Genomic DNA, 14808 nt, shown 5'->3' on the forward strand with positions numbered 1-14808 from the left:
GACTCAATTACTTTTTTTCCATTTCGTCTACTTTATCTGCTTCCATAGTCATAGCTAGGATCGCATCATAAAGTTGTTTTTGATAAATGAAGTCAATAGCGGTAACGTTAATACGTCCATCAATATCACTATCGGCAAAGATAGGATCACCATTTTCATCTTTAGTACAGTACATAATAGTACGTTCTACTGTGTCACACTTTGCAATGTCACGTGCGGTAGGACGGTGAATATATACGGTTTCCCCTTCAATCTCGAATGGTACTAGTTTTGGTTTTAATTTGTTCTTTAGGTTTTCAATATTCATGTGTTTCTCCAATAAAAAAAGTGACGACATTTTGCCATCACCTTTATTTATTATGGTAGAGGTAGTTCTACTAGACCTGAATCAATTGCTGCACCATCCACGGCAAGGGTGAATGCTTTCGTTAGTACGGCGTCCTTGTCCCCATCAATAGTAGTGCTGGCAACGAAACAAGTATAAATTACAAAAAAGCCTTCTTTCATCGAAGCATCAGTAAAGTATTCTAGTTTAATCTGGCAGCGTTTTTGTTCGTCTGCTAGTTGTTCCAATTTCTGGTGTACTGCTGAATCTGGTAGATAGTTAACCATTAGTTCAATATCTGGAATTGATTTAGTACCTAGTAACTTACGGTTGTATGCACTGTTAAAAGTTACAACGTCAATTACTACTGACTCAAAACCGGAAGTAGTGAAGCTAGCCACTTCTGGGACTTCTACGAAATCGGTAGCGATTGTACTACCTGCACTAGAACCTACTGAAACGCGTAAATTACTTCCGCTGAAAATATCCATAGCCATTATTTTATATCCTTATATAAGTTAGTTTGTGGGTAGTTCCTTCTACCCACGTTGTATTTATTTATTTTGTTCGTCTTGTGGTTCTGGGAAGCGAAGATTATAGATTGAATCTTCTGGCATCTCTACGCGTAGATCAATCCACCTGCCGGATGGGATTTCCATCGGTTCACCTGCAATTACCATTGCCGTGTTAATATCGAATTTACGGGTAAAGGTTTTTAGGGTTAATACTTCGTTTTCTTCATCATATGATGTTTCAACAAAACATAGGCGATTACCGTTAACATCCTGTGGGATCTCAATAGTCCACCCATCCTGATTTAATCCTTTAGTACCGAATACTTCATATACACCCATTTCAACACGCTTAGTTACTACACCTTCGGATTCACTATTTAATTCACTTGTACCATCTGCAAATACTTTTACAATTGGGCTTGCTGCTTTAATAAATCCATTAGCATCAATTGTAGTGTTAGAGTTATCTAGTGATGTACTCCACGAATCCACGTATCCACCACCCCATTTCATACGATAGGCAAGTTGACCACGGTGTGAAATATACATTTGTGATGTAATACCATCGATTGCATTATATGATGTAGTTGTTAAACCACCATAGCCATAAAGCTGTGCGTTTCGGCGGTAGCTTGTAGGGGCGTTCGTTGCTAATCCCGCGTTGTTAACGGCACGTATAACACCCGCTGCACCTGCATTACCATTTAAATCGTTATAGTTAAAACCACTACCACCGACTTCTGTCCCCATATATAGCGTATTAAGGTTTTTTGCTGCGTCTGCTGGATTTTTACCGCCAGTACCGCCATTACCTACACCAAGTGCTACTGCACCTACCCCAGAACGGTTTGAATATGCACCCCATCCACCGGAATCATTGACATATAGGTAGTGTTCTTTATTTGGTGATTGAATAATAGTTTGTGAACCACCAGACGAATAAGTATCTAAACCTAAATTAGCACGTGCACCTGCTGCTGTAGTTGCACCTGTACCACCATCGGTAATACGCAATGGTACATATATACCATCTTGTAAATCATAGCCGCCCCATCTACCGTTATTATCCACCGCCATAGAATAACGTCCGTTTTGGGTGAATACGTGGGTTAGTGTTGGGTCTTGGCGAATACGATCAATCTGTAGGTTAGTTCTTGCACCTGCTGCATCTAGTGCACCAGTACCGCCACGGTTTACAGGCAATGCAACGAATCTACGTGTTGTACTGTCATACGCTCCCCATTCCCTTGTATCATTTACATAGAAATAGAATGCAGGATCTGCCGACCGGATAGACGTAGCATCGCTTGCTTGAGCTAAACGATCTAATTGTAGGTTAATTCTTGCACCGTTAACACTGGTTGCACCAGTACCACCCTGTGCAATTCCCAATGGCATCCAAGTAGCAGATTTATTGTTATACACGCCCCACGATCCGGTAGTATCACTAAAAGATGCAATAGTAAGTCTTAGGGTTTTGGCTGCGTCTGCATATATATGTGTTGCTATATTATCGTATTGAATAAATCTATCAATTTGTAGATTAGTTCTAGCGTCGGCTGGTGTGCTTGCACCTGTACCGCCCTGTGTAACTCCCAGTGCATTCCATCTATTACCAGTGGCATCGAAATAACCCCATACTTTATCATCACGTAGAATTAACCGTTGGTTTGTATCTTGGGATGTTAGTAATGTTGAGTTATTAATTTGTTGGAGTCTATCAACTTGGAGATTAGTTTTTGCAGTACCAATATTAATAATATCAGACAAGTTTTTTGATTTATCTAGATACTTACCATCAGTTTCTGATTTAGTATAAACCTCACCTTTTGAATAAACATCTAAGTTAGTACGTGCACCTAGTGCGGTTACTGCACCAGTACCGCCATTAGCAACGGGTAGAACTTCAAAACCTGCTGTAGAACCAATACCTAAATTAATACGTGCTTGAATTGCTGTAGTAGCTCCTGTACCGCCATTCAGTACGGGAACAACATCAAATGTACCTGCGGCGTTTACACCTAGTGCTGTACGTGCATCTGCTGGAGTCTTAGCACCAGTACCGCCATTAGCAACACTCAATGGTTGACCTAGAGTTAATGAATCTGCACTTGCTACACCTAATGTAGAATTAGTAACAGTGATGTTATCTGCCGTGATCCCTTTGAATCGCCACAGATAATCTAGACACTTCCGAGCCGTTGATAATACTGGTTTTCATATTCTGTCGGTGACATCTGATCGCTAGAACCATGCCGACGCTTACTGTTATAAAACATTTCGATGTAATCAAAAATATCACTGCGGGCTTCTTCCCGCGTTCCGTAGATCTTTTTCTTTATCCGTTCGCGTTTCAACAACTGGAAAAAGCTTTCTGCAACCGCATTATCATGGCAGTTACCGCGACGGCTCATGCTGCCCTCCAGGCCGTGTGATTTCAGGAAAGACTGCCACTCATGGCTTGTGTACTGACTGCCCTGATCCGAATGAACCAGCACCTGTTTTTGGGGATTACGCCGCCATACAGCCATCAGCAGTGCGTTCAGGACAATGTCCTTTGTCATCCGGGATTGCATGGACCAGCCGATAATTTTGCGTGAGAACAGATCAACAACCACAGCAAGATACAGCCAGCCTTCGTGGGTCCTGATGTAGGTTATGTCTGTTACCCAACGCTCATCAGGAGCATCCGGATTGAACTGTCGCTGGAGCCTGTTGGGCGACACGATACTGGCCTCGCCTTTACGTGCCCGCGGGCTCCGGTATCCGACCTGAGCCTTTATCCCGACACGTTTCATCAGTCGCCAGACTCTGTTCACTCCGCACTGTTGCCCGCTGTCCCGCAGATCCAGATGGATTTTGCGATAACCATAGACGCATCCCGATTCCAGCCAGAACTGTTTAATCTGTCCTGTCAGTTTCAGGTCTGCCTGATGGCGTTGAGAATGCGGCTGCTGAAGCCAGGCGTAAAAACCACTGGGATGAACATCCAGCACCCGACAGAGCAGGCGAACAGGCCAGCAACAGGTGTAGTCACGGATAAAGGCGTACCTCAGTCGGACAGCTTTGCGAAGTACGCCGCGGCTTTTTTTAATATGTCCCGTTCGTCGGTAACCCGCTTCAGCTCTTTCTGGAGACGACGGATCTCGGCCTGAGCATCTGACTGTTCTTTATTAGTGGAAGAATCCGGACCGTACTTCTTTATCCAGGCGTAAAGGCTGTGGGTGGTGATATCGAGACGTGTTGCCACGCTGGCAACAGAATAACCGCGATCAACAACCTGTTTGACTGCTTCAGTTTTAAACTCTTCGGGATAACGCTTACCGCTCATGGGCACCTCTCTTTAAGCCATCTTAAATGACTCTGAGGTGTCTGTTAAACCCGTGGCGATTCACTTCGGTTACTGCTAGTGATTTACCACTAATACCATTACTGGCTGTTAGTGAATCTACATAGATTCCCTTAATAAAGGTTTTAACACCATCAATAGATTGATCACCAGTTAGTGCTACATACTTTGAATCACCTAGATTACTAGTTAGTATGCGTTGCCATGCGTTAGTGGCATTCTTTGCATAAATTGCAAGGTTTCCGGTTTTGGTCATTGCAATGGAACTAAAAGTATTCCCATCAATTAGACCTACGCCCATCATATCTACACCCAATGGGTTGCTATCTTGGGTTGCTGGAACCTTTATAAAACTATTACCAGTTGGTGTAATTGGTTCATATTGTGGTACGTCCACGCCATTACTACCGACACCATAAGAACCTTCATATAGTTCTACACTGGCTAGTGCTGTAGCATCGCGTACAATCATTTCAGAAGTAACGAATGAATACGTTTTCTGTACTACTGCATCTTTATCACCACTTAATGAAGCGGAGGCAATACGCCCATTCATTAGGGAATAATCTAGTGTTCCTTCTGAATGACGGCGTACCATAATCAACTGAAATTCTTCTTGTGATTCGGTAGCACTATCTAGAAATGTATGGGTGTAATCATCTGGGATATAGTTAACCGTAATTTCAATTGGTGCTACGTCCTGTTCACTTGGTAGTTTTTCTGAGAACTCACTATTATAAGTTTCAATTGTGGAAATTGCGGAGGCAATACGCAAGGTTGGCATTGCCGCAATTTCATTAATTTTTTCATTACCTGCGTTTTGTGGTAGACGGTTTGCAATATCTTCATTATAAAAAATCTGTAGTCCGTTCCCTGTGTATATATTAGCCATCGTTTAATCCTTATTGTTTCTTCGTCGCTACAATATTTATAGAAAACGATAACGATTGACGGCCTGTAGTTGGATCGGTTACTAGTTCACTATCTCCGAATTCATAGGAAAGTAATGTAATACCATTTGGTGAAAACTCTAGTAGTGTGGATGAAATGAAATGATCCATAATTTCACTATATGTACTAGAAGATAGCTGTACTGTATTTGTAGGATCTGCCGATAAGATAAATTCAAAAATGAATGTGCCGCGTTGACGATTAGTACCGTAATTTACTAGATCATATGATTGGGTAGTTGATACTAGAGCAAATAAACTTTTACCAGTTCCAATCTTCATTGCCTTTTTAATCTGTTGAATACTATTAAGGCTTCTAGTTAAAATCTCCGTTAGTTTTGTAAGCATTAATAATACTCCCCAAAGTTGTTTTCATTTAAATCTCGTACATATACTTCACTGATACCACTTAGATCATTATAAATGTTATAAACTATATATTGTTTTCCGTTGATACTTAGTACCGAATCAATGGCAATACTATGTGTAATTACATCTTCTGATTTAACTGAAATAAAAGTTTCTACACTTTCTATTAGTCCTTCTGTTCCGCTATCAATGACAATGGGACGGCAATCTACTATTCCTGTAAATTCCGTCCCATTAATATAGATAGGTTCACCAAAGGCATTTAAGAAAGTAGAATCAATTTGATTACTTGTAAAATGCCTCATAGGTTTTTCCTTATGCTTTTAGTTTGATTTGTACAAACATTTCTTCATGAGTAATAGCGGTTGCTAGGTACTGGAAAGAACGGATTGCGATAGTTTGTGCTGCACGATAAGTAGTGTCATCAAAATCCAATTCTTGACCATCATTCCAGTTAGCAAATACTAGTGCGGAGAAGTCACCAATTAGAATTGTATCTTGAGCTACGAAAGTAGATTCAATTACTCGTACTTCGTCATTAAGCCACATTTCAAAACGATGCCCGGCCACGGCAGCAATACCACCAGTGTTATTCAAAATTGCATGTTGACGTAGTTTAGCTAGCATTGCTGGGTGAACAATTGCAACACAGCGATTAACATCAACGTTTGCAGTACCTAGTTTCTCGATTGCAGATTGAATATCACCTACATCTACTACACCTACTGCTGCGGTAGTAACTACTGGAACTTCGGTTTGTAGTTTGGTGAATACTTCTTTTTCTAGACCATTAGAGCAATGACGTAGTAATTCATCAGTAACATAACGTTCGGTAGCTGCGTTGCTTAGTAGCATTGCTTTAGTAATTTTGATACCTGCTGCAAACATTGCTGGCTTAAGGGTGATTTTGTCGAATGTTTCAAATCCATCAACTACGCTTTCATCTTCTGCGTAGAATTTAGCAACTGGGGACATACCTTTAGCTACTGGAATAGATAGATTACCTAGACCTGCTAGACCACCAAATACAGTAACTGGTAGTTGACCTAGTACAGTACGGGCAAGTAGATCACGAATATAAGAATCGGCTAGTTGTTCTTTTACTAGACCTGCTGCGGTAACAGTAGAAGTAGTATCTGCGGTAGAACGTACCATAGCGTTCATATCTAGAGAATAACCACGTGTACCACGTTCGAAGTTTTCTAGTTCGTTGGATTCACCTTTTAGACTACGTAGACCTTCGGTGATAATGTTTTTATTTTCCATTTTGATTTCCTTATCAATTGATTGGTTTTCTTTATTTAGTGAGCGTTTAAAATCCTCTACGCTTACACCGTTATTAATTGCTTCGTCAGTATTAATCCCTAACACATCGGAAATAGATTGAAGTTCACGTACACGCTTATCTTCTACATCTTTATTTAGTGATTCTTTCACAGCGTCTACAATAGAATTAATATCTAGTGAACGTTCTGCAACTTCTTCAACTTCCAGTTGTACTTCTACTTCTTGAATATCTTCGACTACTACGGATTCTTCTACTTCCACTTCTGTTTGTACTTCTTCCTGTACTAGTTCGATTTCTTGTTTTTGTTCTTCCATGATTGGTTGATCCTCTAAATTGATTTCATCATTACTATTTAGTGATCGACCAATGCCTACACCGGGATCGGCTGGAGTTGACACACTACTAATTTCGTAAGGTTCCCAACGGGTAACAATTAAGTTATTACCTTCGAAGTAGTAATCTCGGATGTTATAACCGACACTAATTTTTGGTCTGATACCTTCAATGATCATTCCAAAGATTGTTGATGCACTTCCAAGTGCACTAAAACGTACTGTCGCACGACATACTTTATCCATATCTACACGTGCGTTTTCTACAATGCCTACCTGACGCATAGAATCATGTTCTACTAGTACAGGTGCACCGTCATTTAAACGGGATAGATCTACGTTATCGGAATTACATAGAAGGATCTCATTGTATAGAGAACCATTAATTTCACGTGTTACGGGGGTTTCTGATGCGAAAGAAAGTTCTACTGTGCGGTCTTGCTCATTAATAGCATTACTGATCTGTGTTAGGTTGATCGCCCTCTGTTGTTGAATCTGGGTTAATTCCATTTTCCTTTTCTTCCTTTTTAATTTCTTCCATTACTACCGTTGGGTCATAGCCCATTGAAGCAATAACCATTGCTCTACTTTTCAATTTGTTTTGAATCGCCAAGCATTCCGTCTGTAAATCTTTATATGGATCTAGGGAGATTTGGCGAGTTGGTACATATTGTGCTTCTGTGAGTTTATTAAAATCACTGAAACTTAAATCACTTAATGTACTGTTATTTAGCATTGCAGATTTTAGCCACTCTTTATAAAGTGGTTTTAGTACAGAAACGATTAACGCATTTGTACGGGTTTTAAATGTTGATTGTTGAATCTTATCGATTAACTTACTAGCACTGAATGAAGCGTTACTAGTATCACCAGTTAGTGCCTGTGTAGTAATATCTAAGCCCATAGAAATTAGCATTAGTTGCTTATCTACGAATTCATTAATACCATCGGTAGTCTGTGTTGGGTTTACTGTCTTAATATCCTGCCCTGCTTGTAGTTCTACAATGGCTGCGGGATTTAAAAAGTCTTGCTCATAATATGAAACTTCATCACTAGAGATTAGATCAATATCATCTGAATCTGGATTAGTAATAAAGGCCATTGCTGACGCTGCTACTTTACGGGAAGTAATAGCCGCTGACATGAATTCTTCTAGTTCTTTTAGTTTATCAGTTCCTGCGTGTACATCGGGAATACCACGTTGTTGTGTTGGGTAGTCCTGCTGGAATAGATGTAGAATTTCTTCGGCTGGAACACGTTCACGATCTCCGATTGTGTAGTTGTACATAATAGGATTGTATTTAGTAATCCAGTACGCTACAGGTCGATTACTAGTATCGAATTCAATACCGTTTGAAATATAGTTACCCGATGGTAGAAGTTGGTTTTCATATGTGCTAATACGCATACAGTCGATAATTTCTACTTGTGGTAAACCATTCTTAACTTGGTGAACGCGAACAAAACAACTGCCATCAATACTACGTGTACGTTCTACTAGCCTTTGGAATGTACTAATATCTAGAGTGCCGCAACGTGAAAAAGCACGAGGATCTTCGGCCCAATCATAGAAAGCATTTTCAAGTAGTTTGTTAATTGCGATGTTTTGATCATCATTATCAGTAGTATGTGTAGTAGGTCGAATATATAGACCATCTGCACCAGTAACACCGCTAGAGTTAGTAGCAATATACTTTTTAACAATACCATTCTTAATACTTAATTCACGGCTTACTGCTACCATTACGGGTAGTGTACGGTTGATAATTGCGTTGATGTTACCTGCCTGATTGCCAGCACTAAAACCAAATGAGATAACTGGTGATTGTGCACCCTGTGCCAATGAAGATTGAATAGATCGCTTCATTGGATTGTTTTTCATTAGTGGTTTTTTATGTACTGTTTTCTTTTGTGGGATATTATCCCCTTTGTTTTTTCCCCATCCAAACATGTTTATCTCCTGAATGTAGTTATTGATTTAATCGGGCTACCAGTATTTAGACCTTTCATATCTGCGATTAAGGAGTTAGCACGTGATACATAGATTGAGCGTAGTTTCATTAATACTTCTGCACTTTCAAATGTTAGTGCTTTATTTTGTATTGATTGACTTATTACACCACCACCTTTGATACGGTCGATTGTGATTTGATCGATATCTTTGATGATCTGTAGTAGGTCTTGGTATTCGGATACCTTTGATTTAGGATCAATTAATTCGAATTGCTGAACACCATATACTTTGGGACTGCTAATAATTGCAGTGTATATACCTGCATCCCAGGCATTAGTATCAATATCTGGGAATGGGTATGTGTATGAAGTTTTAGTACCATCAGGTTTGATAATATCGATATCAGTACCGGATGGATAATCGAATGTAATTGTTTCACCTTTGAAGATATCACCTTTTAGATTTACCTTGCGAACAACTGCCATTTTTTATTTCCTTATTTAAAGAATCCACCCCCTCTACGTGGGCGTACTGTTCTACGCTGTGGTGTTGGTGATTCATTATTTACTTGTTTATTTATAGTTTTCTCTTTTTGTTTTGCGTTGAATTCACGTAGTTGTCTATATGGTTGTGAACCTAATTTAGATAGATACCACTGGAAGCAAATCAAAGAGTAGTTAAGGCAGTCTAGAGCTTCATTTCGTACTGAACTAATTTTCTTAACCCATACCCAACTACCTGCTTTAATGATTCTCTTTTCTGATGTAACTTGAATCATATAGTCATCGGGTAGTGAATGACTGAAATGTAGTTGTTGTTCCTTAGTATTTTCATTATCAGATACTGCCCTGTTTAGTAATTGGCGTATGTTACTTTTACCTAAGTTAACGTTAAGGTTAATTAGTGTGTGACCACCTGCGGTACTCTGTTTGAATAGCGGGGTAGTTGCACTGGCTGCACCCTTGATAGGTCTGAATATCTGAGATGATCCACAATAGCGGTAAACTGTACTGGTAGCGTTACCGTTACTGGAGTCTATAAAACCTGCTAGGACTTTTAAGGGTTTACCCGATACTGTTTTAAAGTCGCTTTGTGCAAATGCTGTAAGTTTATTCCATGCGGGGGCTTCAATCTTCGTACAGTCAATACTATGTATGCTGCGGTGGTCTAATACGTATAAGTTCTTTTCACTTACTCCAAGTGTAGTTACCTCCAACCTTGAAAGCTGCTGATCGACGCCAAATAAAATTCCAAGTACATCTTCGGGGATATTATCAATGTCTATTGAACTATCACGTAAATTTTCAAGTAGTACCAAATCGTGATCGGTATTTTCCTTATCTACCCAAGGCAAGCCCAAAACATTATTGGTGAATGACGCGAGATCGAAGGTATAATGTGCTTCGGCAAAATCTTGTACTATGGATTTAATAGAGTTGATTGGGGAGTACAAACGTGATATGTGATATCCCATGATATCGGTAACTTCTGGTGCTGTTACTACCCAATGACCTTTTTTGATCATGCGTACACGTTGTGCTTCTGAAATAACATTGTTGCACTTGGGACATTGTAATTCTGCCGTGTCTGCGTCTGGGATGCGACGGCGACCGCCATCTATTATTTTCCATTCGAATTTAACGTTTTCGAAAACTAATTCATGTTCATGATCACAATGTGGGCATGGAACGTGAAATTTTTGTTTATTACTTTGTTCGTACTGTTGAGTGATTAGATCATTTTCATCTAGTGGTGTACTACATACCATAATCAGGGGTGTACTAAATGCCTTTGTACGCTGCTCTGCTAGTTTAAGTGGATTACCTTCATCCCCTTCTGCATCAACGTTACTAACTTCGTCTAGGAATACTCTAGGGGCTGTTAAACCACGTAGCTGTGCACTACTACCTAATGTAAGGAAGTATGTGAATGTTCCATCTAAGTTCTGTTGTGTTTTATCATTGTTAGTAAAATTCTTATCGTTCTTATTACTGACAAGGTTCTTTAGTACCGGACATGCTTCAATTACTGATTGCCATTTACCACTACGGAATTTACTTGTGGTTCCTGCTGTTGCACCTGCGAATATTTGGTTACTTGGATCGTTAGCCATGAAGTAGTACATTGAGTTTTGCAATACTGTAGTTTTTAGGAGTTGTGCACTACTCATTAATACAATCTTACGTACTCTAGGATTTACGATATCGTTAATGGCTGATTTTTGGAATTCGAATAATTTTACTCTTTGCCCTTGTAATTCACCATCTGGAAATACTAGATTATTCTCTACCCATTCTGCTGGTTTTTGTTTCTTCGGTGGTAATATCGACTTCACAGATCTGGTTAGGATCTTCATCATCTTCTGGTAATTGTTCTTCATATGTTCCTTCATATTCGTACTGACCAATTTCTTCCAATTGGCGATCTATTTTATCTTGTAGTTTCATTTTTAATTCTTGTGCATCGTTTGATTCAAATAGTTCTACATAGCTGGATGCGGGAATACTTCGTAATACCTGACGTAATTGATAGAAGTATTGGGATAAGGTTTGCTGTACTACTGCAACGGGGATTAGTTCACCACTGGCAGTACGTAGTTCTAACTCTTTTATATCTGCTTCTGCTTCTAATTTGCGTAGTGTTGCCTTTTGTATTTGGCCTTTAGTGTCGCCATTGCGTAAAGGTTCAATGACGTTCTGTAATAACCAATCATCTACTAATTTCTTAGGCCAATTAATATCTAAGCCTTTACCAGACCAGATACGGCTAACGGTTGAGTGTTCCACGCCAAAACGATCTGCAATTTCTTGCCATGTATAGCGGGTTCCATCATCTTTAATTTTTGTTTTAGACATTATGCCCTTCCTGTTTTCTGTACTAAACAAATTGATTTGCTTTGAAATCATTTGCTTGTTTATGATTAAAAATCCCACGTATTTTTAATATACTTCGCGGCGAAAACTCGAATCTTGTCGAGCTGTTAAGAATCATTATCATTTATGCATTGGTTGTGTTTAATATACTAAACACTTAATTCTATCCGTACTGAATCATCACACCATCGATGCAATTAAAATTCTTAGTCGATAGGGTATTGCCTCACCATCTACCGTACCGTGGTTCATTACTTCATCCCTTAGATCTCGTAGTCTATTTAAATGGTTCTTCTCTGTTCCTTTGAATAAACATAGTGATGTGATTGGATATACATATTTACCAATTGAAAAGCGGGAGTGTTCCAGGGTGATGTACTTATACTTGAGGCCTAATGAGTGTTGATCTATATATAGGTTATATCCGTCCTGTGTGGCGATATGAGCCGTTATAATACTGTCCCTGCGTGATGGTTCATAACCTGTATATAAATCGCCTGTGATGGATTGTGTGCCGTCTGAGTAGTGTATGTGAATGGTTATCATGGGGGGTACTCCTATGCTGTATAAGAGTATTTAGAAATAAAAAAGCCCACTGTGATAGTGGGCTGTGTGGGTTAACGTCTTAGTAGTTTCTTGGTTTCTTCTTCCATCTGTAGTGTGTATTTGGATTTCACTACTGGATGCTTCACTACTGGATGCTTCACGGTAGATTCTGCTGCCGCTTCAATCTCTTTTGTTTCCTTATGTGATTCTCTAACGTAATGAATTACAGTGGCGATACCTAGTACCCCTAATGTAACAGTAGGTGCAACGGCATAACATACTGCACCTGCTGCCATTTGGGTTAGTGTTGGTGTCTTGCGTCCCTTATCGAATAAGCCCATGTTATACAGTCCTCATTGTGGTTCTACTATCCAACGTCCTGATTGTTTAGATACTTTATATTCATATCGATCATCACAGAATACAGTTGCATAGCCTGAGAAGTTGGCTGTACTGAAAGTTGTAACTTTATCGCATTTATAATCCCGTTGGATTAGTGCCTGTGCAAAGTCTCTTGCATCCTGTTCTTCCTCCGCTGTTAGTGTCACGGTAGGGGATGTGTCACTTGCAGTGGGTTTACCATCTTTAAATTTAAAATAGGTTGCAAGAATTGCAATAGCAATTATAACCTGTGTACTCTTTTTCATTATTAATAACCATCAATTCAGCATCAAATTACTAGTATCGGCATTCAAACCACTATCTTTAGTTTTTATTGAACATTAATACTTGAGCTAACTGTTTTAGGCGTAGAACATTATGGGTAATACACTGCATTTATTCTTGCATAGAGGAATTTAGGTATAAAAAAAGCCAGCATAACCGCTGGCTTAGTATTGTTAGCGGATTTATACTCCCCATCGACTGCCTGACCATCTAAATTTATTTTAATTGTTTTAATGAATATGAGTTAGATGTACTTGAACCATCGCTATACACCTCTGATATAGTCAGTTTGTTTCCATCCACTTTGTATTTTACTACACTATCAGCCGGATCATTTCTCCAACGACCTGAGCTATCTGGATTGTTTGATGCCCACATAACTTGATCATCAATCAGTTTGCACTTGATAGCCCATCTTGTGCTGTCATCTTTACGTATGTAATGGACATAGGCTACATCTGATTGAATCTTATCAAGCTTCATTATTTTATGATCTCGCCCAAACATAGATGCAGCCGCCGCTTTGCAGATCTGACCAACGTTAGCTTCCGCTGCGTAGAGTGAAGAACTGAACAATAATGGCACAATTACTAATAATTTTATCATCACATATCGTCTCTTAGTAAAAATTGATTTCACTTTACTTCCTTAACAACTCTTTTAATTCATCAACTGTCTTCATTTCTTTTCCAATATGAATCATTGCATGGCAGTTTGCACATAAAGGAATGAGATCTTTAATTGGGTTAATCTTATAGCGTTTACCAATAGTATGTAGTGGCACTATATGATGAACATGAATATAATTTTTTCCGTGATTACCATACACTTTTTCAAAATTAAAGCCACAGACAGCACAACTCAAACCATGTTTATCGATACATTCTTTTCTCGCCTTTGGATCTCTCTCATAGTACGTTGCAATCCTTCGACGCTTTTCACCCTCATAGTATTCATTTTCTATTTCAGGAGTAAATGAATAGCAATTCTCATCGGTTGCATACCAATCCCCACCAATTTTAGTAAGATATTTTCGTACTATTTCCTTTTCAAAATGTTTAATCCTAGCAGCACCATTATCAGTTGTTTTCTCATGCCTAGTCTGACTAAAGGTAAAAAGACTATACCCTTCATATAAAATCTTATCTATATGTTCAATAGATTGTGTATAACCAGCTTTTTTGTGTCCATTTACATTCTCACGCCAACTGCTAGCCAAGATTAAAACTTTCTTTCCATCATCTGATCTAAGATCTTCCCAAGCTCCAAAAATTATTTTTTTGTTTATCTCATCAATAAATGACCAACTCCAGTTGTCATTTTTACATGTAGCACCCAAAGAACGCATGAACTCTGTACGGGACATTTTTCATCCTTAAATTATGTGATCTACATCACTCGATACTATCAATTGTTGGAGGTTCCTATCGTTCGTACAGCTAACAAACCTACCCAAAGTAGATAGAAACCTCCAACAATCGATAGTGTATGTGTGTTCCTTTTGATGGTAAAGTATTAATATTGCATTGCGTAGATCATTACGCATGAAAATTCACTAAATCAACTAAATATTTATTTCAATACCTATTTAGTCCTGATAGAACAAATTCTTAGTCTAGAAATTGTAAATTTGTCGAGAAA

The 14808-nt window shown here is 39.0% G+C and carries 16 protein-coding genes; all 16 read right to left on the reverse strand.

Going from position 1 to position 14808, the window contains the following annotated elements; genetic code table 11:
- Positions 1-7 precede the first annotated feature (7 nt).
- Positions 8-307 carry a hypothetical protein gene (locus tag GFB57_RS17870; RefSeq protein WP_290366855.1) on the reverse strand — a complete coding sequence of 100 codons (300 nt, stop codon included), beginning with the start codon at positions 305-307 and terminating at the stop codon, positions 8-10.
- A 50-nt stretch (positions 308-357) separates the two neighbouring features.
- The gene (locus GFB57_RS17875; protein WP_137370792.1) at positions 358-822 is read right to left on the reverse strand and encodes a hypothetical protein; all 465 of its coding nucleotides are present in this window, start codon (positions 820-822) and stop codon (positions 358-360) included.
- A 57-nt stretch (positions 823-879) separates the two neighbouring features.
- Positions 880-2922, reverse strand: a complete 2043-nt coding sequence (locus GFB57_RS17880; protein ID WP_290366856.1) for a hypothetical protein — start codon at positions 2920-2922, stop codon at positions 880-882.
- A 101-nt stretch (positions 2923-3023) separates the two neighbouring features.
- A protein-coding gene (locus GFB57_RS17885; protein WP_115642645.1) for an IS3 family transposase occupies positions 3024-4171 on the reverse strand; the annotation gives its coding sequence in 2 pieces (ribosomal slippage) (positions 3024-3934 and positions 3934-4171; 1149 coding nt in all).
- Positions 4172-4193: 22 nt separating this feature from the next.
- A complete protein-coding gene (locus GFB57_RS17890; RefSeq protein ID WP_290366857.1) occupies positions 4194-5081 on the reverse strand; it encodes a hypothetical protein in 888 nt (295 codons plus the stop codon).
- A gap of 10 nt (positions 5082-5091) precedes the next feature.
- Entirely contained in the window at positions 5092-5487 is a 396-nt protein-coding gene (locus tag GFB57_RS17895; RefSeq protein ID WP_290366858.1) for a hypothetical protein, read from the reverse strand.
- Complete coding sequence (locus tag GFB57_RS17900) at positions 5487-5813, reverse strand: hypothetical protein (RefSeq protein ID WP_290366859.1); 327 nt, start codon at positions 5811-5813, stop codon at positions 5487-5489. Before GFB57_RS17900 ends, GFB57_RS17895 begins: the two co-directional genes overlap by 1 nt.
- Before the next feature lie 10 nt (positions 5814-5823).
- Positions 5824-7638, reverse strand: a complete 1815-nt coding sequence (locus GFB57_RS17905; protein WP_290366860.1) for a phage major capsid protein — start codon at positions 7636-7638, stop codon at positions 5824-5826.
- Entirely contained in the window at positions 7583-9079 is a 1497-nt protein-coding gene (locus tag GFB57_RS17910) for a phage portal protein (protein WP_290366861.1), read from the reverse strand. The genes GFB57_RS17905 and GFB57_RS17910 overlap by 56 nt, the downstream gene beginning before the upstream one ends.
- Positions 9080-9081: 2 nt before the next feature.
- The gene (locus tag GFB57_RS17915) at positions 9082-9567 is read right to left on the reverse strand and encodes a hypothetical protein (protein WP_290366862.1); all 486 of its coding nucleotides are present in this window, start codon (positions 9565-9567) and stop codon (positions 9082-9084) included.
- 11 nt (positions 9568-9578) lie between these two features.
- A complete protein-coding gene (locus tag GFB57_RS17920; RefSeq protein ID WP_290366863.1) occupies positions 9579-11462 on the reverse strand; it encodes a terminase gpA endonuclease subunit in 1884 nt (627 codons plus the stop codon).
- Positions 11362-11937 (reverse strand): hypothetical protein, encoded by a 576-nt coding sequence (locus GFB57_RS17925; RefSeq protein ID WP_290366864.1) that lies wholly within the window; start codon positions 11935-11937, stop codon positions 11362-11364. Before GFB57_RS17925 ends, GFB57_RS17920 begins: the two co-directional genes overlap by 101 nt.
- Positions 11938-12572: 635 nt before the next feature.
- Positions 12573-12842 (reverse strand): hypothetical protein, encoded by a 270-nt coding sequence (locus GFB57_RS17930; protein ID WP_137370784.1) that lies wholly within the window; start codon positions 12840-12842, stop codon positions 12573-12575.
- 12 nt (positions 12843-12854) lie between these two features.
- Positions 12855-13148, reverse strand: coding sequence for a hypothetical protein (locus GFB57_RS17935; RefSeq protein WP_137370783.1), 294 nt, complete (start codon positions 13146-13148; stop codon positions 12855-12857).
- A 235-nt stretch (positions 13149-13383) separates the two neighbouring features.
- Entirely contained in the window at positions 13384-13773 is a 390-nt protein-coding gene (locus GFB57_RS17940; protein ID WP_137370852.1) for a hypothetical protein, read from the reverse strand.
- A gap of 34 nt (positions 13774-13807) precedes the next feature.
- A complete protein-coding gene (locus GFB57_RS17945) occupies positions 13808-14533 on the reverse strand; it encodes an HNH endonuclease (protein ID WP_137370782.1) in 726 nt (241 codons plus the stop codon).
- Between the last annotated feature and the right edge of the window lie 275 nt (positions 14534-14808).

Source organism: Citrobacter sp. S39, assembly GCF_009495675.1.
Taxonomy (GTDB): domain Bacteria; phylum Pseudomonadota; class Gammaproteobacteria; order Enterobacterales; family Enterobacteriaceae; genus Citrobacter; species Citrobacter freundii.